This is a genomic window from Lewinella cohaerens DSM 23179, from assembly GCF_000379805.1.
GTDB classification, from domain to species: Bacteria; Bacteroidota; Bacteroidia; order Chitinophagales; family Saprospiraceae; genus Lewinella; species Lewinella cohaerens.
Genome location: NZ_KB903543.1, coordinates 268,332 through 287,592 on the forward strand (window position 1 = coordinate 268,332; position 19,261 = coordinate 287,592).

The window sequence follows — 19,261 nt, forward strand, 5'->3', positions numbered from 1 at the left end:
AAACTAGAAGTGAACGTAAAAGGTGCATTCTTTTTTTTTCGGAAGATAAGAGCTTGTTTCGGAATCTCCATGCCTTTTGCTAGCGTAGTACCTCGTCTTTTAGACAATTTCTCTAACAAATTTTAGTAGCTTAGCAGAGATAATTAGTGTTTAAAACTAATCCACTTTGGCCAATATCGATACTCGCCACTTTCGCTGGCTACATGATTTTTTCAACTTGCTTTACCCAAAGCTCTGCCTGGCCTGTGGGAGTAATTTACCCCCAAATGACGAGTTGCTCTGCCTGAGTTGTGAATTTCAACTCCCCAAAACCAAGCAGCACGAACAAAAGGAAAACGCTTTTACAGAAATCTTCTGGGGAAGGGTACCATTACAGTCGGGGGCTGCTCAGTATTATTTTTCTAAATCTGGTCGGGTGCAACGCCTTATCCACCAGCTTAAATACGAACACAAGTCTGAAATTGGTCATCAGTTGGGTGTATTGTTTGGGCGGCAGCTCCGCGAGCAAGATCACTTCAAGGGTATTGATGCCATTGTCCCCGTACCTCTCCATCCGCGTAAGCAGCACCAACGCGGATACAATCAGGCTGCTGCCTTTGGGGCGGGGCTGGCGGAAAGTATGGAGTTGCCCCACTATCCTTACGCTCTCGAACGACCAGAATACGCCGAGTCGCAGACCCGTAAATCGCGCCAGGAACGTCTCGAAAATGCACAAACTGCCTTTCGCGTAAAAAAGCCTGAACTCATCACCGGAAAACATATCCTACTCGTCGATGATGTACTGACCACGGGGGCTACACTGGAAGCTTGTGCCAGTCAAATGCTAGTTTTGCCTGAGACGACGATCAGTATGGTGACGATTGCAATGGCAAGTGATTAAGGAAGAAGCTTTAGAATAAAGCATTTTCTCTCCCCTTTCTAAATGTGGGAACTGGTGGTAACGATCCACCATCTCCGGAGCTTCAATCCGGCGCATAGACCATCTTTGCTAAGTTCCCTTTTTAACGTGAGATGCTATGTTAGCATCTCACGTTTTTCAAGTCCCCCCACCAGGAATCGAACCTGGTTACCCGGAGCAAAAATCCGGTGCATCGCCTGCAATGCTTTGAAGGGATAAAGTGCTTGTGGATGGAATCGAACCACCAATCTTCCGCGTATCAGACGGATGCGTTAACCAATTACGCTACACAAGCATTTTAAATAATAACAAAAGCGCCCCCCGAATCAACGGAAGGCGCTTTTGCACTGTACAGCCAGGACATAAGACTTCCGTTAAGGCGCTAGCCCTTTACCGAGAATCTTAAAAATGTGCTGTGCTGAATACATGTTATTTGCTTATTTGGTGAGGATAACCAGCAATGTGAGGAAAGAGTTCCCCCTCGTTTATTTTTTTGTAGAATTTTATAAAATCGGTCATTTACATGATCATTGCGTAGAGAGATGAGATCATAGGATTTTCTATAACACAAACTACTCTTTCTACCCTCCACTAAGTAGCTCTATACCGGAGCGACTACCGGAACATATCGTCATAACCAGTATCGTTCTTCGGAGGAGGATCTGCGCGTAGCGGTGGCTCCAGTGTAGGCAGGTCCATCGTTTCGCTGTCCAATTCTTCATATTCTACAAACTCGCCATTTTGCTGGCGATCTGCCTCTGTCTGTACATCTTTTATCTTTTTGCGGAGTAGTGCTTTTCCCAGCAAGAAAAGAGATACGACTGGCGCGCCAATAATAGTGAGCGCACTCATTGCTATCCCGGCTACCGCGTTGCTTTTAAATAACTTTCCAATCCAACCAAAATAATTAAGGATAACCTTATGGTCTATAATTGCAGTAGCAATGACCATTACCGGCAACAGAAACCACAGGATCTTAAATAAAATCTGTACAAAGTAAAAAAGGGCAAAAAAGAAAAGAATAGCTACCACGATGCCAACGATGCCCTGGAAAGGGCTTTTGTTGTTGTTGCCACCAAATTGAAAGGAGCCTTGGGTAGTCATGTTGTTATTGTTGTTGATTCTCTGACAATTTCTGTTTTCGCTTAACCACAAAGTTGTCAAAAAGAGGTTATTGTTTTGCAGTTGGACGTAAAGGAATTTTCTTAAAAAAATTGAAAGTAACCTTACTGCCCAAGTAATAATCTATAACAAATTAACGATTTCTAACCGTAAGAGGTTGGCAAAGGTGCCCTTGTTTCGACGAGATATGACTTTTTATCGAAGAATCCGATGGCTTTACTTATCAGCGGAAGCCCCAAACACCCTCTTAAGTTGTCATTCCGCTCAATAAGACCTAATTTTGTTTCTTTAGTATACCCGGCACTAAGTGAGAATATTTCAGATTACTTAGTGCCGAATGTATAAAAATTATAATCCTTATACGATGCGTTATACGATTTTATTTTCTCTCCTTTTGACTGGCTTTTTACTTCAGGCGCAGAACACGCTTATGGTGAAAGCCGAAACTCAAAGCTGTACGAAAGACCTGGCTTTGTATACCTTTGATGGTACGTCTTTCAAACCCATAATAGCCGCTAGTGGCACTGATAATGTTTATGAATTTGAAGTCCCGGCTGGCGGACACCGTTTTTACTACTTCGGTCCTGATCCTACCAAATTGCAACCCATCGTACTGGGAGGTGAGGAAGGCGTAATACTCAATACCAGCTGCAACGGCACACTCCCGTTTGCGGTCAAAAACTCGGTTATTAATGACCAGTATACATCGCTAAAAGAAGAGTTTAATTCGATCAACCAAGAAAATCAGCAAGCTGTACAAATGTACCGGATGAGTTTTCGTAATGCAGAATTAAAGCCACAGGCTATCGAAAAGATGGCAGTGGTAGACCAGCGTAGAATCAGCTTGTTAGACTCGTTGAAAACAGCTAATCCTTTCCTTGCCAGGGTCGCAGCCCTGAATACCTACCTGAGTTACTTTAACCATGGTGAAGAAGCGTACGATAATGAAATCGCTTACTTCGCGCGTGAATTCTTCCAGTTTGTAGACTGGGAGGACGAAGCATACCATGAATTACCATGGGTTTATGAGAGTTTTAAAAACTACACCAATACCCTTTCGCAGGTGTATACAGACAAGGAAGCGTTTACTGCTGCCGTAGACCCAATCTTTACGGATATCCCCCAAGGAAGTATGGCAGAAAAGCTGGCCCTGGGCGGTATTATTTCTATTTTGAAACAAAAAAGCCACCCTGCTTTTGTTGATTATGCGCAGCAGTTTATCGACCATTTTAGCGAGCTGGACCCGCGGGCTACAACTGACTTGGCCAAACAAATCGAAAGTCAAAAAAGCTTCCTGATTGGCGGCGAAGCTCCTGATTTTACGCAAGCTACTCCATCTGGCGAATCGATCAGTCTGAGCGATTTGCGCGGCAAGGTGGTGCTCATTGATTTTTGGGCAAGCTGGTGTGGCCCTTGTCGGAAGGAAAACCCAAATGTGAAGCGCGTTTACGATGTTTACAAAGAACAGGGCTTCGAAATTCTAGGCGTCAGTCTTGACAGAACCCAAGACCGTTGGTTGAAAGCTATTGAGCAGGATGGCCTCCAGTGGCTACAAGTCAGCGACCTCAAAGGCTGGAAAAACGAAGTGGCACAGATGTACAGCGTGAGCTCTATTCCTCATACGATTCTACTGGATGCAGAAGGTAAAATCATCGCCCGTGGCTTGCGCGGCGCACAGTTGGAGGCGAAGCTGGCCGAGATTTTTGGCGCAGATTAAAGATGTTCACTCCATAGGGTTGGGGTATAAAACCCGACCTTATGGAGCTGACTTTGAAGCGTTAAAAAACAAAAAGAGCCCGAATGTTACCATTCGAGCTCTTTTTTCGTAGCGTGAGAGTGACTTGAACACTCGACCTCGGGATTATGAATCACGCGCTCTAACCAGCTGAGCTACCACGCCATCTTGCTTTTGCTTGCCTCTCCTCAGAGAGTTTCCGCTTAAGCGACCGCAAAGATAAAAGTTTGTTTTGGAATTTGCAATAAAGTAAGTAAAAAATATACTTAAACCTTTATCCCCATCTGCTGCATAAGCAATGTTGCATTGAAACTCTGGCTTACACCGCGTTTGAGTTTGTAGTCAAAAAAGAGTTGACCGTCCTTGATATCAACCTCAATGGCCCAGTTTTCAATCTGGTCATCTGCTTCCGCTTCCAGCGCCCCGAGTTCAAGATCGTGGGTAGCTATGATGCCCGCGCCTTTACTGGCAATGAGTTGGCGAATGAGTGCCTTTGAGCCTGTGTGACGGTCACGCGAGTTGGTGCCTTTAAGGATTTCGTCAAGTAAGAAGAAGACAGGGCGGCCATCGGTCTTGCTAGGGTCTTCTACAGCTTCTATGATGAACTTTAGCCTTTTCAGTTCTGCGTAAAAACTGGAGGTACTTTCATGGAGAGCATCCTGAGTTCGCATACTGGTATAGACCTGTAGCTGCGGAAGGCGGAACGCTCGTGCGCAAACAGGTGCGCCTGCCAGGGCCAATACAATATTGATCCCTACCGTCCGCAGCCAAGTGCTTTTACCTGCCATGTTAGAACCTGTCAGAAGGTGCATATGGCCCGCAGTGGGCATACTGATGTCGTTTGTTACTCGTTTGTCATTAGGAAGTAGCGGATGGCCCAGTGCCTCCGCGTGTAATTGCCGTTCTTCTTGAAGCGTAGGGAATATCCATTCGGGCTGGTTCATGGTCAGGTTACCAAAACTCACGAGTGCTTCCAGCTCGGCCAGTGCATCAAACCATTGGGGTAGGCGATCACGGTGGCGTAATTTCCATTTATCCATCCGATAAGCCTGTTGCAAATCCCATACGATAGAGAACTCCAAAAGGAAAACAAACGCATTATAACGTACGTCTAGTTGACTCACGCGATATGCCAGCTTATGGATGGCTTGTGATGCAGAAACGTCGCCTTCTGTAAAAACCGCTTGTAATGTTTGAAGCCTTGGTGCTTCAAACTGAGCCGTTTCAATATGTGATATCAACTGACCGTAACGCCGCAAGGTGTCCGCTGCTCGGCCAGTCAGGGTATGCATTTTCTGTATTTCTTCCAGGCTATTCCGTAGCCACAAACCAGCGGGAATGAGCAGTAGCAGTGCCTGATACCAAGGCCAAACCGTCACCCACAGCGCCATAGATATTACAAACAACAATGGCGCAGCCCAAAGTGCCACTTTTCTCAAGGTATTTCCTTCCACAATGAAGGACTCTTTCAGCCAGTCATAGAGACGATCAATTTGGCCGTCTTCTTCTTCCAATGCTGCTCCGTAAGCCCGCAGATGATGTTGCCACTCTAGTTGTTGAGCCAAGTCGCGGCCGGCCGCTTGTCGTTCAATAATGGCATCATTCGTGGAGGGATCTTGCAGCCAGCTTGCAAGACGCGCTTGCCCAATAGAGGTGCTGCCCCGGTTGACCATCTGAAAAAGAGAGTAAGGACCAAACAAGTCCATATCGTAACTGTAGGGGTGCTGAGGGTCCACAAAATCCGCCCCTACAGAAAAGGCACTAAAATCGTTGTTTTGCCCTTGAGCTTCAGCAGCATTGAGTTCGGACAATTGTTGCTGGTGTTGGGCATCTGTCTGGATACGACCATGCCAACGAACCAGCTGTGCAAAAGCAAAAATCCCCAACCCCGTCGTTAACATTCCTGACCACCATGGTGTTTCCCGCCAGGCAAGAATAATCAATGCCACTAAGGCTAGAAAAGCTAGCAAGCGTACCCATCCCAATTTTTCGTAGCGGGCTTGTAGCGCAGTAGCGCTGGCCGAAAATTCGGCTGCTCTTTTTTGATAGAGAGGAAGCATGTTCAAGGTTTATTACAGGAAGTTGTCTAAAGTTTTTTCTCACGACTGCCGCAAAGAAAAGGATAATTCATGGTTAGAATGAAATAGAGGTGAAATAATCTGCTATAGCTTAGCGAATATTCGCTAAAAAGAGTGTAATTTTGTCACCTATGAATGGAAAAATCCCGCACCAGCGAATAATTTTTGGTCTGAAAATCAAGCAATTAAGACAAGACAAAGGCTTGAGTTTCGCAGCGTTGGCAAAAGCCACGGGGATGTCCGTTTCCTATCTTAACGAAATAGAGAAAGGAAAGAAATTTCCTAAGGATGATAAAATCACGGCATTGGCCCGAGCGCTGGAGGCCGACGAGAAGCAACTACGCAGTTCAGAAATGGGCGCTAAACTGGCACCTGTTACGGAATTATTGCAATCCAATTTCCTCAATGAACTCCCCCTTGATCTTTTCGGAATAGAGCTGGGAAAAGTGGCCGAAATTATCGCTAATGCCCCCTTGAGGGTAGGCGCTTTTATCTCTACCCTACTTGAGCTTTCGCGGTCTTATGCCTTGCGGGAAGAAAATTTCTTTTTTGCTGCCCTGCGTGCTTACTTGGAGTTGAACAACAATTACTTCGAAAATATAGAAGAAGCTGTTGAGCAATTAATCAAGGAGCATCAACTGAACACCAAGCGCCCTTTACCGCCAAGCCGACTGGCAGATATTCTAGAGAATGATTTTGATTACGAGCTAATCATGGGCGGCCTGGACGAATACCCGGAAATGAAAGGGGTACGCTCTGTGTTTTTACCCAAAAGCCGCAAACTTATTCTCAACAGTGCATTGCCATCTATGGCACTGGCTTTTCAGTACGGTAAGGAGATTGGGTTCCAGGTATTGAACCTGAAAGAGCGCTCGTACACTTCCAGTATCCTGCGCCCCAGAATTTTTGAGGAGGTGCTCAATCACGCTTTCGCTACGTACTTTTCGGTGGCATTGCATTTGCCCTTGCAAGCTTTTGTCGGAGATATGAAATCGTTTTTTGCATTGGAACGCTGGGATGCCAAAGCATTTCTCCAAATCATGGAGTCTTATGAGGCCAGTCCGGAGATGTTTTTTCATCGACTGACGAATGTTATCCCTCGCTTTTTCAATATGCCTAAGTTGTTCTTCCTGCGCTTTTTGCATGACCCTGAAAAAGATCATTTCGAGATAGATCGAGAACTGCATCTAAGCCGGCGGCATCACCCCCACGGCAATGCCATCCTGGAACACTACTGCCGGCGCTGGGTGAGTTTGTCACTGTTACAAGACCTGGGAGCCATGCAGCAAGAGGGCAAATACGTAAGCACCATTGTAAGAGCTCAACGATCCCGCTTTCTTGGAACCGAAGATGAATACCTATGCATTACACTTGCACGACCAGGCATGTCGGAAAACAGTCGCCGGGTGACCACCAAAAACACTGGCAAACACAACGTGAGTGTAACACTGGGACTACTAATCAATGAAGATGTAAAAAAACAGATAAAATGGCTGAATGATCCGGCGATTCAAATGCGGGAAGTTAACCGAACCTGTGAACGATGTGCCGTTACCGATTGTTCAGAGCGTGCCATTGATCCAATTGTGGTCAAAAAGAAAGAACGCCTGAAAGCCATTGATGCTCGTTTGACCAAATTAAACCAAGAATAAAGTTACGATTATGAATTTCTCATTAACGGAAGAACAACTGGCAGTAAAGGAAGCCGCCCGTGAATTCGCTCAAAAAGAACTCAAGCCCGGAGTCATTGAGCGCGACAGTAAAATGGAATTTCCAAAGGAGCAGGTTCGCGCAATGGGCGAACTAGGTTTCTTAGGCATCATGGTCGACCCCAAATATGGCGGTAGCGGCATGGACACCATGAGCTATGTACTAGCGATGGAAGAAATCTCCAAAGTAGATAATTCTTGTTCTGTCACCATGTCTGTAAACAATTCTCTGGTGTGCTGGNGAATTGAAACTTTTGGCACAGAAGAACAAAAGGAAAAATACCTCCCAAAGCTGGCAACAGGCGAATGGATTGGTTCTTTCTGTCTCAGTGAGCCCGAAGCCGGTAGCGATGCTACCATGCAGCGCACCACTGCCGTAGACATGGGGGATCATTACCTGCTCAATGGTACCAAAAACTGGATTACCAGCGGCGGTTCGTCCAGCCTACATTTGGTGATTGCACAAACGAACCCCGAGAAAAAACACAGAGGCATCAACGCCTTTATTGTCGAAACCAGTTGGGACGGCGTAGTGGTAGGTGCCAAAGAAGACAAGCTGGGTATTCGCTCTTCGGACACCCATACCATTATGTATACCGATGTAAAAGTGCCTAAAGAAAACCGGATTGGCGAAGATGGATTTGGCTTCAAATTCGCCATGAAGACGCTTTCTGGTGGCCGTATTGGCATTGCCGCTCAGGCATTGGGAATCGCTGGTGGTGCTTATGAACTGGCCTTGGCGTATTCTAAAGAGCGCGAAGCTTTTGGTAAACCTATCAGCCAGCACCAGGCTATCGCCTTCAAGTTGGCCCAAATGGCGACGGATATCGAAGCTGCAAAAATGATGGTCTACCGCGCCGCCTGGTTGAAAGACAACGGAATGGACTACTCTCAGGCGAGTGCCATGGCAAAACTCTATGCCTCTGAGGTAGCCATGAAACATACGGTAGAAGCAGTGCAAATTCACGGCGGCTATGGCTTCGTCAAAGAATACCATGTCGAACGCCTGATGCGTGACGCCAAAATCACCCAGATTTACGAAGGTACTTCCGAGGTACAGCAAATCGTGATCAGCCGAGGTGTGTTGAAAGGTGACGTTTATTTGCCTGTCGGCGAAAATTAGAATTATGGGCCATGCCGGTAGGGGGCGTTTGCAAGGCAACGCCCCCTACGGCACTAGGCTATCCACTGCTCCGTGAGTGCAGGTTTGAAATCCGCCCCTATGAAGCAACTCCTATCCTTTGGGCTCCGCCTTTCGCACCTATAGCTGGGACTTTATCTCTTTATTTTTTGACCTTGGCTAGGTACACATTGGTAAAATATCCACACACAAAAACATAGGCGGATTGTAGTCTCCGAACTACAATCTAATATACCGCTCTGGTCCCCTGACCAGCTAACGGGAGCTGATGTAAGACCTGCTAGCTGGAAACTAACATGCGCACTAGCATTTAATGGAGGTAAAACCACAGGCCCCAACTTATCCAAAATCGTTGTGGAGCGAACAGCGGAGCACGGCGCAACAGAGAGAGCAGTAGCAGTGATAGCAGCGGTACCGACCACCGGGAGGTGAGAGCGAATAGCGCGATGGCCAGCCGCCAGGCGAGGCCAGCTGCCCTGATCGTATTACCACGCTTAAATAAAACTTAGTAAAAGTCCTACTGCTTATGATATTCGTAATACCAGATTTCTGAAATTACTCCCGTTTATAACAGTAATAAAGATTTTTTTCTAATCCTCCTGATGATTAAAAACTTAATTTAGCCGTCTAACGTTTTTCAACCACCATTATCAAAATTCGTTGCATCTTTAAGTCCATGAAAACCAGTCTGCAAATCGGTCGTATCGCGGGTGTACCACTTCAATTTCATTGGAGTTTTCTGCTGGTGGGCATATGGCTTGTTTACGATAGCTGGACACCTGGTCGTGATTTCAACTGGGATAATTTCCAGTGGCTTTTGGTGTGGATCAGTATGGTGTTTTTGGCGGTGCTTTTGCACGAACTGGGTCATGCACTCGTAGCACGGCGATGGGGTATTGATACAGAGAAAATTGTGCTCTACCCGATTGGCGGTGGTGCTTTCCTGGAAAAAATGCCCGAAGTACCCCGAGAAGAAATAAGTATAGCGCTAGCCGGCCCTGCAGTCAACTTCATCTTGGCCGGATTGATGGCACCCATTATTTGGTATAGTGGCAACGAAGATTTTCTGCTCATCCTGAAGTTGTTCATCCAGCCCAATGGGAATATTGTAATCTTTGATGCCAGTATTTGGGAATACCTTGTTGTGGTGTTCTTTGCACTTAATCTATTGTTAGGCGCTTTCAATCTTATCCCCGCATTTCCGCTTGATGGTGGCCGTGTATTGAGGGCTATCCTCAGTATGCGATTTTCACGAACGCGGGCTACCGTCCTCGCAGGCAGGATCGGCATGTGGGGAGGGTTTTTCTTGCTCGCTGCAGGTGTCTATCTCCAAGATGTTGTTTTTGGTATTGGCGCCCTGTTTATTATCATCCTGGCGGCTTCTGAAATCCAGGTTCAGCGCCGCCGAGAGCGGCTTTCCAAAGCGGTAGTCGGTGATTATTTGCGCGAAGACTTCCAACGACTCTACCTTTCTCCTCAGCTAAGCCTGGCTGCTGCCAGAACAAAAGTTACTCCTTGGCCAGATCAGCCCATTCTGCTACTGGATCAGTGGCAACAACCCCATGGCATCACGAACAAACAATCGCTACTGACCAAAGACCTGGATGAGTACGCCGACAATGCTATCACTACGCTGGTAGGGCAAGCGAAATGGGAAGGTCTGCACCCTGAGGAAAGCCTCTTGCGCGCCGCCGAAAAACTAGACGAGCACCAGCTATTCGCCTTCCCTGTTCTCGACCATTACGGTCGTATCCTTGGCTTGTTGGATCGTAGTGCAGTGGAAAAGGTGATTCGGAGAAAGAAATAAGCTTGACTTTGGTTACGCCAAAGTCTGTATATAGATACAGGCCGCTTCGCGCCCTTTAGAGTATAGGGTATAGAGATAGAAATACCCGTCATTTATGTCGATGGTGGGAATTAAAAAGTTAGTTCCTACTAGAATGATCTAGTCCCCTCTACCTTCTACCTCAAGGGGCGATAGAATCGTCCCGCATCCTTCTACAGTTTTGTCATAGACATACCTCCGGGATAGCCCAATTGCTAGTCAAAATACTTTAATACTCTTTGACACAACGTTTTAGGTTACTTATACGTTATTGCATGAACTCAAAACCATCCCTATGAAAAATCTTTACCCTCTTCTTTTATTGGTCTTAATCTTTGGTTCCTGCGGAGATGACGAAGCGATGACGCCCGATCCTTACGAAGCAGAATTGCAGCTAGAGATCGTAACCGGCATCAATGTCCGGGACACCAACGGATCGCCGATTGGGAGCTATGGCAACCCCAATGTTTTTTCCGGAGAAGTAGACTTTTATCCCAACCCGGCCATCGGGCAAGCAAATGTCATTTACTTTGGTGGAAGTGGGCTTAGTGTTAAGCAATATTGGATTTTTTCGGCGACCAAAAACACGGAATATCCCGACATTGATTACAATATATTGCTTGATAACGCCACCTACTCTCCTGATGAAGTAGCGGCGCTAACGGTCGTTCAGACCAATACGGTCAACTTGGGGAACTTTGCCCTTAACGTAGACAATTTCACTCCTGGCTACTATCGCATTTTCTACCTCATGAGCGATAATACCCTGTTGTGGGACAATATCTACGTTGACCCAACAGCAACCGACTTGAGCTTGTTGACCAGTGAGCGGAGTGACGATTTTTAGAAAACAACCTCCCGGCTGGTAATAACTGCGAGTTCTGATGCATCGGAACAGACACCCTACACCGAAATATTCACCGTAAACTGCACCCGCATATTGTTCTTGAAAACAGGTAAATGATAAGCCCCCCAGCGGTACCACACGCTTGCCCCCAGGCCGATATAGACCGTCTTGAAATAAGGAATCCGGAGGATGTTGTCGAGACCGGCCCCTGATTCCAGGTAGCCGCGACGCATATCCTGAAAGTCAAGCCCTTGGTGTTGTGTGGGCGTTGATAACTTTCCCCAGCCCAATTGTTGCATCAGTCGCAGCTCAGGGCGAAAATAAGGAGTTTTTAATCGGCCGAGTAAGGTACCGAAACGGTGAGTAAAAAACAGGTAAGCAAATTTTTCTTGCGCAAATTCCGTAACCCCAGCAGTATTAAAAAGGCCGTTGCCTGTAATTCCATTCTGGCTATTTCCCGGGGCTTGAAACAAATAGGGATAAGGCAATGCTTTGCTGAGCCAGCCTGTTTCCAGGGTAATCTCCGTCATGCCCATAAACTTCCAACGTTGCTCGTGTTGCAAGCGGGCGGTGAACCGCTGAGCGGTAAAATCATCTACCGCCAGGTGGGCAATAGTAAAATCGAGGATAGGAAAAACGGGGTACAAAATAGCTTCGAATTGTTCCATCTTGACCAAGCGTTCGCGGGGTGCCCAGCGCAGGCGTGTGCCGAATTCTTCTGTTTGGTAATGCAGAGGCGCTTCCGTGGGAGCAGCTCCGAAAGCATAGATGTAACTAAGTTTTCGTTCCTCTTTTTGGGCATAAAAATTGAGTTGCACGCTTCCGTGGGGGCGATAGATCAGGTCTGCACGGATTTGCTCCTGATTGTCAAGGCGTTCAAGAATCAGATTTCTAGCCGACCAATTGGCCCAAGGGTTATTGACACTGGAAAGGTAATCAATGCTTCCTGGGGCGACTAGGTCATTGCGGTAGCTAAAACGGAGCTTTAAATCACGTTGCGGGTAAATCTTCAACTCCAATGCGCCACCGTATTTCCATTCTTGATCACGAAACCCATAGCCCCCGTAGGCATAAATAGAACCCGCCCGCCATAACTCGGGGCTGGTTTTGAGTCCTAGCCCCAATCGGGTGCCTTCGCGTACATTGACGTTGAGTAAATCGGGAACGACGAGGTCTATTTTGCGCCCACTCCACAGTCCGCTGCTGACGACCTGTATGAGGCCATTGTAAGCACTAAGCACGCGATAGGCAGGGCGTAACTCTGGCAAAGAATCCCAATAAACGTAGGTATTCGCCTCTCGCGGGTGGAGGGGCAGCAATCGCAGACTATCGTCCAAGCCATTGGTACTGGATTGAACTTCTTTTAAATAATGATTAAAAAAGCTGGCAGGAGGCGGATTCAACGAGATTTCCGTGAGTACGCTCCGGTTGCGGAAACCATACTTTATAAAAAGTTCTCCCTGACCAATTTGGAAGAAAAGATCGGCATGTAAAACCACCGGAAACCAGCTACCTTCTACACGTTGGCTTTCCTGTTGGATACTAAACTGAATAGTCTGCCGGGGATCAGCAGGCGTAGCGATCACCCGCTCAATAGCGTAACCATCTGTGTGGATATACAAGACGCCTTTCAGGGCCGTGAAATATTTATTGGGCAGGGGACGAAATTCAATGACAAAGGTGGTGTCTTGTGAGTGTACAATCGTATCGGACAAGAGAAAATCGTAATGTTGGAAGGTGCCTTTGCTTAGTGGGTTAACGTAGTTTTGGTCGGTCACCTCCATCCTGATCACTTCTTTGTAAAAACCAAAAGGCTGAAAGTTGATCGGATTTAGGCCACCCGTAAAGTCATTGGGCAAGGAGGATTGGGTAGCTAGAATAATTTCTTTCTGCTGGTGAGGTGCCCGAAAAGCATGTTGGCTGCGCGTTTCTGTTACCCATAGGTGCATTTCGTCGGTGAAGAGTTCTTGGCGGCGTTGCTGTAAGGCAGCTGCTTCAAGTAAAGCCGAATCGCGTTTAGCAGAACGCCTCCTTGTCTTTTCACGGACTTTAACTGGCGGAGCCGCGAGGGTATCTACTCCTAATACTGTCTTGTGATAAGCTTGGTAGGAGTAGCCGTCTTTTTGGGCAGGATCGTGCAGGTCCCGAGCAGCAAGTGCCCTTCGGATGATACGCCAGGCAGGGTTTTCTTCTGGGCGAACGACCACTTCCTCCAGTGAAACACCAGCCGTGGTTATCGTGAGGGTGAGATTGCTTTGTGATTTCAGCACCACAAGTCGTTCTTCATAACCTACGTATCGCAAGCGCAAAGTGTCGCCAGGCTGTGCTTTGATTTTAAAGTTCCCGTCCACATCAGAGTAGCTACCTTCCGTGGTACCCATTCGCTGAATGCTGACAAAAACCAAGGGTTCTCGAGTATCTGCGTCAAGGACTACACCTTGGTAATTACTGACCTGCGCATTAGCTTCTTCCTGGAAGAAGACGATAGACAGGAGTGATAAAGCAAGCAGGAAGACGTTCTTCATGAAAAATAACGGGTATAATAAGCGGCCAAGCCGTAGCTTTGTGTCAGTGGCTATTAATAGTACGAAGCTACTATAAGTTAATCTTCCTTTAGCCCATTTCATTGCTCAATAGGCTTAACTTAACTTAGTGGCTAGGCTCTTCCCCAATAAACGCTGTTTTACTGATGAAAAAATACTCCTCCTTCCTTTTATCACTATTATGTCCTGCACTTGTTTTCCTACAACCGGTTCCGTGCACCGATGATCCGCCAGCAATGACGCCTACTTGCGAGGAGGCTTGTGTTATTTGCGACATTGATGGTTTTACAGGCCGCCATGAAAGCAATGTGCCCGGAGTGGCTCCCGATGATTTCTGTACCATCGTGGTTCATAATGCACAGTGGATCGCCTTTATTGCGGGTAGTGAAGATTTGACCATCAGGATTACGGTATCCAACTGTCAAATGTCAGCTGGCCTGGAGATCGGTTTGTATGAAGGGATAGATTGTACCAATTTTCGCCGAGTTTCAAACTGTGAAGGAGGTACAACGACGATAGTCTCACCTGGTATTCCGCGGTTGATTAGTAACACCGAACCTCTGGTGATTGGTCAATACTACTACCTTGTTATGGACGGTGCTTTTGGCGACAATTGCGACTGGACCCTGGAGGTTACAGAAGGAAGTACGGAGGCCGCCCCTTTAAATACAGCGCCTTTGATTGAAGGCCCGGAAGTATCCTGTCCGGAATTGATAACGACTTACACTACTCCCGGACTGATGGGCGGCACGGAATACGAATGGAGATTGGATGGCACGCTGATAAGTACATTGGATAGCGCGGAGGTGGTTTGGCCAGGGGACGGTGTTTTTGAATTATGCCTCCAGATCAGCAATGCTTGTGACGAGGCTCCACCTACTTGTAGAAATATTTTGGTGCAGTCTATTGCCCCGACCTTTTACCAAGAAATAATATGTTCAGGAGAGTGCTTTGAGGTTCATGATTCACTGTCCTTATGTGAAGAAGGGTTTTACGAATTCAATTTCCCCACTGACGCTGGTTGCGATAGTATGGTGATTGTAGACCTTACCGTTTTTGAATCAGCAGAAACACAACTGAGTGCTAATATCTGCGAAGGAGACAGCCTCTTTATTGGCGGAATTCCTTATTTCTCTACGGATATTCACACAACAGTGCTTGAAAATTATCTCGGCTGCGACAGTACAGTTATTCTAGACCTAAGCCTGATTGTGTGCGAAATAGAAGGAGAAATCGACGAGGTTCCCGTGGTTTGCCGTGGAGAATCATCAGGGCAACTTAATTTTTTCGTAACTGACGGTACCCCACCGTTTTCCTATAATTGGACGCAACTAGGAAGCAGCGCTTCCGGCAGCGGCTCATTGAATACGATCAATACTCCTGCAAATATTGCTAATCTAGAAGCAGGTACTTACCTCATTACGCTCAATGATGACTTTGGCAACGACCTTGTCTTGATTCAGGAAGTAACACAACCAACATTACTCAGCGTAACACTAGTGGCCAGTGACCTTAGCTGTTCTGATAGCGACGATGGGATGATTACAGCTTTGCCAATGGGTGGCGTCGGTCCTTATGAATACAGTTGGGACAATGGTCCCCTAACCGCAGGTATTGAAAATTTGACAGCGGGAACCTATACCGTGCAAATAACGGATGCCATGGGTTGTTCCGTCGCAGCATCACTCATGCTGGCAGAACCTGCACCTTTAGTTATGACGACTGAATTTATTGACCCGGATTGCGGGGGAAATGACACTGGCCAGGCCATTATCACGTCCATATCAGGGGGTACTGCTCCTTATCTTCATGCCTTAAACGGAGGTGTATTTAGCGAACAGCTTGAATACTCCAACCTCACTGCGGGCACCTACACACTGACAACAGAGGATGCAAATGGCTGCATTACTGAGATAAGCGAAACGCTGCAAGCCCGCATCATTCCAATTATTGATTTGGGGGTAGATACCAGTATTGAATTGGCGGAACAATTGACTTTGCGTCCAATTTCAAGTGTGCCTTTGGATAATTTTTCTTGGTCGCCAATTGATGGCCTGTCTTGCATCGATTGTCCAAACCCAATATTGACGGCCATTTTGCCTACCACTTACACATTGTCTGTTACTTCCGTGGACGATTGTACGACGACTGATTCCATCCGTATTAGTATCCTGGATGTACGTGACGTTTTTGTACCCAATGCTTTCAGCCCCAACAACGATGGTGTAAATGATGAGTTGATTGTTTTCGGTGGGCCAGAAGTTGTTTTAATTAAAAACTTCCGCGTTTTCAATCGTTGGGGCGATTTGCTTTTTGAAGCAAAGGAACTGCTACCTAACTCGAATACCATGACCTGGGATGGTCGTTATCAAGGAGAAATCCTGGGGAGTGATGTCTTCGTTTGGTCTGCCGAAATAGAATTCATTGACGGGGTGACGCTGGATTACTCAGGGGATGTTTTGTTGTTGAAATAAAAAAGCTGACTACATCTCCTCTTCCAAGGCTATCAAGTCTACTTCGTATAACTGGTAAAATTCTTCCACATAAGGCCGCCGATTGTAGTCCCTTTCGGCAAAAGCAAGTTTGGCTTGATCCAGGTAGCTACGTGCTTGTGCCTTACGGCCTTCCTCTGCATGAGTTTTAGCCAGCCAATACATCAAATCTGCATTGTAGTCTTCCAGGCTGAGGCCAGTTTCGAAGGACTGGATGGCCTCGTCGGGTTGTTTTAATCCTAGGTAGGCGATACCCCGAAAGAGGAAAGTTTCTGGCGCTATGTATTTAAAACCGGTAACACTCGTCTCATATTCGATATGCTGATCGAAGTAGTCAACGGCTTTCTTGTACTGCTCTAACTGTAGGTAACAAATACCCCGCATAAAGTCTACACTGACCGATTGTGGATAGTCGACAACGCCGGGGGTAATGGTATCCAGACGATTAAAATCGGTGAGAGCACGTTCATAATCTCTGTAAAAATAAAGGTATAGGTAGCCTCTCCAGCCCATCCAGCCAAGAGGGTCGAGGTCAGCAGCTTTGCCGTAATAATGAGGAAAGGCCGAGGCTATACCCCGCTTGAGGTAAGGCACTCCAATCTCGCGGTAAACGGTTGCGTTATTGGGGGCGAATCCCTTTGCTTCTTCCAATAACAGCTGACATCCAGGAGACCCCTGATAGTAACTGCCGATGCTTTCTGTAAGTTTTTTTGCGAGGGTTATCTGTTCTTCCTGTGTGAATGATTTTCGGTACCAATTATGACGCTGTTGCCCACAAGATGCGACTAACAACACCAATAAAACTATACAACCAATGTAGCGTAGAAGTAAGGCATTCATAATCTTCCGTAATTAGTTAATGATTTAGAATATTGGTTTCCCATCAAATAAAAATTATCAACAAGCGCTTAAGGCAATATTTCTACCAATGCTCCATCACGGAACTTCAAGGTGAGATAAGCGTAAGTGTCAATCGCTTCTTCCCAAGCTACAGCGGCCTCCCAATCGTCAAGATTATAGATAATCTCAAAGCAATGCTGAACCAAAGGTGCAGGAAATTCCATCCGTTTAAAATCTAAACTGGCTTCTTCTGTTACAAATCGCCCGGCCTGTCCTTCACAATTGATCACAAAACGATAAGTAAGATAACCAGAGACTTCTTTGAAAAGGGAGGGGTCAAGCTGTTCACGAAAAACTGCTTCTAGCCCGCGCTTCCCTGTACGGTAGCCTGCCTTAGGATTGCCATTGTAATAGTCATGAATCCATTCGTGAGGGTCACAAATTTTAAATTGAGTACTATTATCTAACGTACTTGCAGGGTTAATATATGCTACACGCTCGGGAGCAGAGGCCCTGCGTTTCAGAAAAGCCTTGCGGGGCATTTGCTCTACCAATTCCATATTCCCGGTGCCTGTTTCCAGGTAAAGCTCCTGCTTATAGAGCCCCATCCCTGCCAGGTAAGTGCTCTGGATTTGGGTCTGATAAGTTTTGTCCTCTCGCTCAGCGTAGTCGTAATGCCGCTCTAATTCTTTATAGAAGACTTTAGCTGGCTGATTTTCAATCATGGTGTCTACTACATGTGTTTGGCGCATCAGCAATTGTTCCTCCGTCCCCCCGTTAAATGTTGTTTGCGTGGCTAACCGGGCAGTATCCCCTTGCCAATTAAGTAAAACAGGTTCTAAAATATTTATAACGAAAGTGTCTTTTTGCCAGAATTGTTTTCCTTGTTCCAGAAACTCTTGATTATCTTTAAAATAAACTTGGCTGGTCTCAAGAGGCTCAAATCCCGCATTATAAGATGTGATTTCTAGCCGATCATTTGCGTGAAGCTGATAAAGGTAATAGCGGATGTCTGTAGACTCCTCGTAGCCGTCAGCACTAGTAAAATGAAAATAATATTTACTGACAACCCCCTTGCGGAGCAATTCTGTAGGGGGAAGATAATCGGCAGCAATTCCGAGAGGAGAAGGCGCGGTTTCGCAACCAAAGAAAAAACAGGCAAAGCCTGACAAAAAGAGCAGGTATTTCATTGGAAAAGAGGCAGCACAAAAATAAATTGAGCATTCGTTCTTCAAATGAATGACTAAGCGGTTCATTTCAAGCGTGTTAATTATTTGAAAAACTTAGAGAAGGCTAAGTTTGTTTTTTGCGCAATACACAGATGGATTACTCACGAAAAGTAATCACTTTTTTGCCCGCAAAAAGAAAGAGACGTTCTACTTAACAATCTATTAGCAGAATAAGCTAGCAGCCTACCCTTATTTCGGATCTTCTGCCAGTTGATAGATCGACCGAATGTTTCTCCCTAGTCCATTATAATCCAAGCCGTATCCAACGACAAACTTAGGCGGAATGGAGAACCCCACGTGATCAATCTTAACTTCTTTTTGTAGCATCTCTGGTTTCACCAACAGGCTTACCAAACTAATAGAACGGGGTTGCTGAGCCTCAAGGATAGGGAGGAAACGATTCATTGTATGCCCACTATCGACAATATCTTCGACGATGATAATATCACGCCCTTGAACCTCCTCAGGCGTAGGGCCAAGAATAATTTTTACATCCTGGGTCGTTTCTGTACCAATGTAAGATTGGGTTCGGACAAAACTCACCTCTGCCGGGCCGTCAAAATACCGGACTAGGTCTGTTGCAAAAACAAAGGCACCTTTCAGCATCACCATGAATACCGGCTTGCGGCCAGCATATTCTTTACTGAGTAGTTTTCCTATTTCTGCTACCCTTTGCTGAATCGTTTCCTCTGTCAGGTAAGGTTTAAAACGAAAGTCGTAGAGCTGTATGAGTTCGGTCATTACTGGGGCTTTTAGTACTGCAAGTTTAGTAAAACTTGCTTTCTACTCCAACTGTTTAACC

Annotated in this window: 13 protein-coding genes and 2 tRNA genes; 7 read left to right on the top strand and 8 right to left on the bottom strand. The window is 46.3% G+C overall.

Annotated elements, in window-relative coordinates; genetic code table 11:
- Window positions 1-166 precede the first annotated feature (166 nt).
- Window positions 167-880 carry a ComF family protein gene (locus A3EU_RS0113115; RefSeq protein WP_020536632.1) on the top strand — a complete coding sequence of 238 codons (714 nt, stop codon included), beginning with the start codon at window positions 167-169 and terminating at the stop codon, window positions 878-880.
- Window positions 881-1,119: 239 nt separating this feature from the next.
- Here the strand turns inward: A3EU_RS0113115 and A3EU_RS0113120 are convergent.
- Both A3EU_RS0113120 and A3EU_RS0113125 read right to left on the bottom strand, forming a co-directional pair.
- Window positions 1,120-1,193: transfer RNA gene (locus A3EU_RS0113120), tRNA-Ile, on the bottom strand.
- 320 nt (window positions 1,194-1,513) lie between these two features.
- Window positions 1,514-2,002 (bottom strand): hypothetical protein, encoded by a 489-nt coding sequence (locus tag A3EU_RS0113125; protein WP_020536633.1) that lies wholly within the window; start codon window positions 2,000-2,002, stop codon window positions 1,514-1,516.
- A gap of 382 nt (window positions 2,003-2,384) precedes the next feature.
- Here A3EU_RS0113125 and A3EU_RS32790 point away from each other — a divergent pair, with 382 nt between their 5' ends.
- The gene (locus tag A3EU_RS32790) at window positions 2,385-3,737 is read left to right on the top strand and encodes a TlpA family protein disulfide reductase (RefSeq protein ID WP_020536634.1); all 1,353 of its coding nucleotides are present in this window, start codon (window positions 2,385-2,387) and stop codon (window positions 3,735-3,737) included.
- A gap of 109 nt (window positions 3,738-3,846) precedes the next feature.
- Here the strand turns inward: A3EU_RS32790 and A3EU_RS0113135 are convergent.
- Together A3EU_RS0113135 and A3EU_RS0113140 are read right to left on the bottom strand one after the other, a co-directional pair.
- Window positions 3,847-3,920: transfer RNA gene (locus tag A3EU_RS0113135), tRNA-Met, on the bottom strand.
- Window positions 3,921-4,021: 101 nt separating this feature from the next.
- A complete protein-coding gene (locus tag A3EU_RS0113140; protein WP_020536635.1) occupies window positions 4,022-5,815 on the bottom strand; it encodes a MutS family DNA mismatch repair protein in 1,794 nt (597 codons plus the stop codon).
- A 149-nt stretch (window positions 5,816-5,964) separates the two neighbouring features.
- Here A3EU_RS0113140 and A3EU_RS0113145 point away from each other — a divergent pair, with 149 nt between their 5' ends.
- The 4 genes from A3EU_RS0113145 to A3EU_RS0113160 all read left to right on the top strand — a co-directional run bounded on the left by A3EU_RS0113145 (window position 5,965) and on the right by A3EU_RS0113160 (window position 11,355).
- Window positions 5,965-7,485 carry a helix-turn-helix domain-containing protein gene (locus tag A3EU_RS0113145; protein WP_020536636.1) on the top strand — a complete coding sequence of 507 codons (1,521 nt, stop codon included), beginning with the start codon at window positions 5,965-5,967 and terminating at the stop codon, window positions 7,483-7,485.
- 10 nt (window positions 7,486-7,495) lie between these two features.
- Complete coding sequence (locus A3EU_RS0113150; protein ID WP_020536637.1) at window positions 7,496-8,665, top strand: acyl-CoA dehydrogenase; 1,170 nt, start codon at window positions 7,496-7,498, stop codon at window positions 8,663-8,665.
- 694 nt (window positions 8,666-9,359) lie between these two features.
- A complete protein-coding gene (locus tag A3EU_RS30370; RefSeq protein WP_020536638.1) occupies window positions 9,360-10,490 on the top strand; it encodes a M50 family metallopeptidase in 1,131 nt (376 codons plus the stop codon).
- 313 nt (window positions 10,491-10,803) lie between these two features.
- Complete coding sequence (locus tag A3EU_RS0113160) at window positions 10,804-11,355, top strand: hypothetical protein (RefSeq protein ID WP_020536639.1); 552 nt, start codon at window positions 10,804-10,806, stop codon at window positions 11,353-11,355.
- A gap of 56 nt (window positions 11,356-11,411) precedes the next feature.
- Here A3EU_RS0113160 and A3EU_RS0113165 read toward each other — a convergent pair whose 3' ends face one another.
- The gene (locus A3EU_RS0113165) at window positions 11,412-13,880 is read right to left on the bottom strand and encodes a DUF5686 and carboxypeptidase-like regulatory domain-containing protein (RefSeq protein WP_169433349.1); all 2,469 of its coding nucleotides are present in this window, start codon (window positions 13,878-13,880) and stop codon (window positions 11,412-11,414) included.
- A 164-nt stretch (window positions 13,881-14,044) separates the two neighbouring features.
- Here A3EU_RS0113165 and A3EU_RS0113170 point away from each other — a divergent pair, with 164 nt between their 5' ends.
- Window positions 14,045-16,372: a T9SS C-terminal target domain-containing protein gene (locus tag A3EU_RS0113170; RefSeq protein WP_026211381.1), complete on the top strand. Its 2,328-nt coding sequence runs from the start codon at window positions 14,045-14,047 to the stop codon at window positions 16,370-16,372.
- A 9-nt stretch (window positions 16,373-16,381) separates the two neighbouring features.
- On the opposite strand, the gene A3EU_RS30375 is transcribed toward A3EU_RS0113170, so the two are convergent.
- From A3EU_RS30375 to hpt, 3 genes are all read right to left on the bottom strand, one after another.
- Window positions 16,382-17,230 carry a tetratricopeptide repeat protein gene (locus A3EU_RS30375; RefSeq protein ID WP_020536642.1) on the bottom strand — a complete coding sequence of 283 codons (849 nt, stop codon included), beginning with the start codon at window positions 17,228-17,230 and terminating at the stop codon, window positions 16,382-16,384.
- Window positions 17,231-17,298: 68 nt separating this feature from the next.
- Window positions 17,299-18,486 (bottom strand): hypothetical protein, encoded by a 1,188-nt coding sequence (locus A3EU_RS0113180; RefSeq protein WP_020536643.1) that lies wholly within the window; start codon window positions 18,484-18,486, stop codon window positions 17,299-17,301.
- Window positions 18,487-18,648: 162 nt separating this feature from the next.
- On the bottom strand, window positions 18,649-19,200 hold the full coding sequence (gene hpt / locus A3EU_RS0113185; protein WP_020536644.1) for a hypoxanthine phosphoribosyltransferase: 552 nt from the start codon (window positions 19,198-19,200) through the stop codon (window positions 18,649-18,651).
- Window positions 19,201-19,261 lie beyond the last annotated feature (61 nt).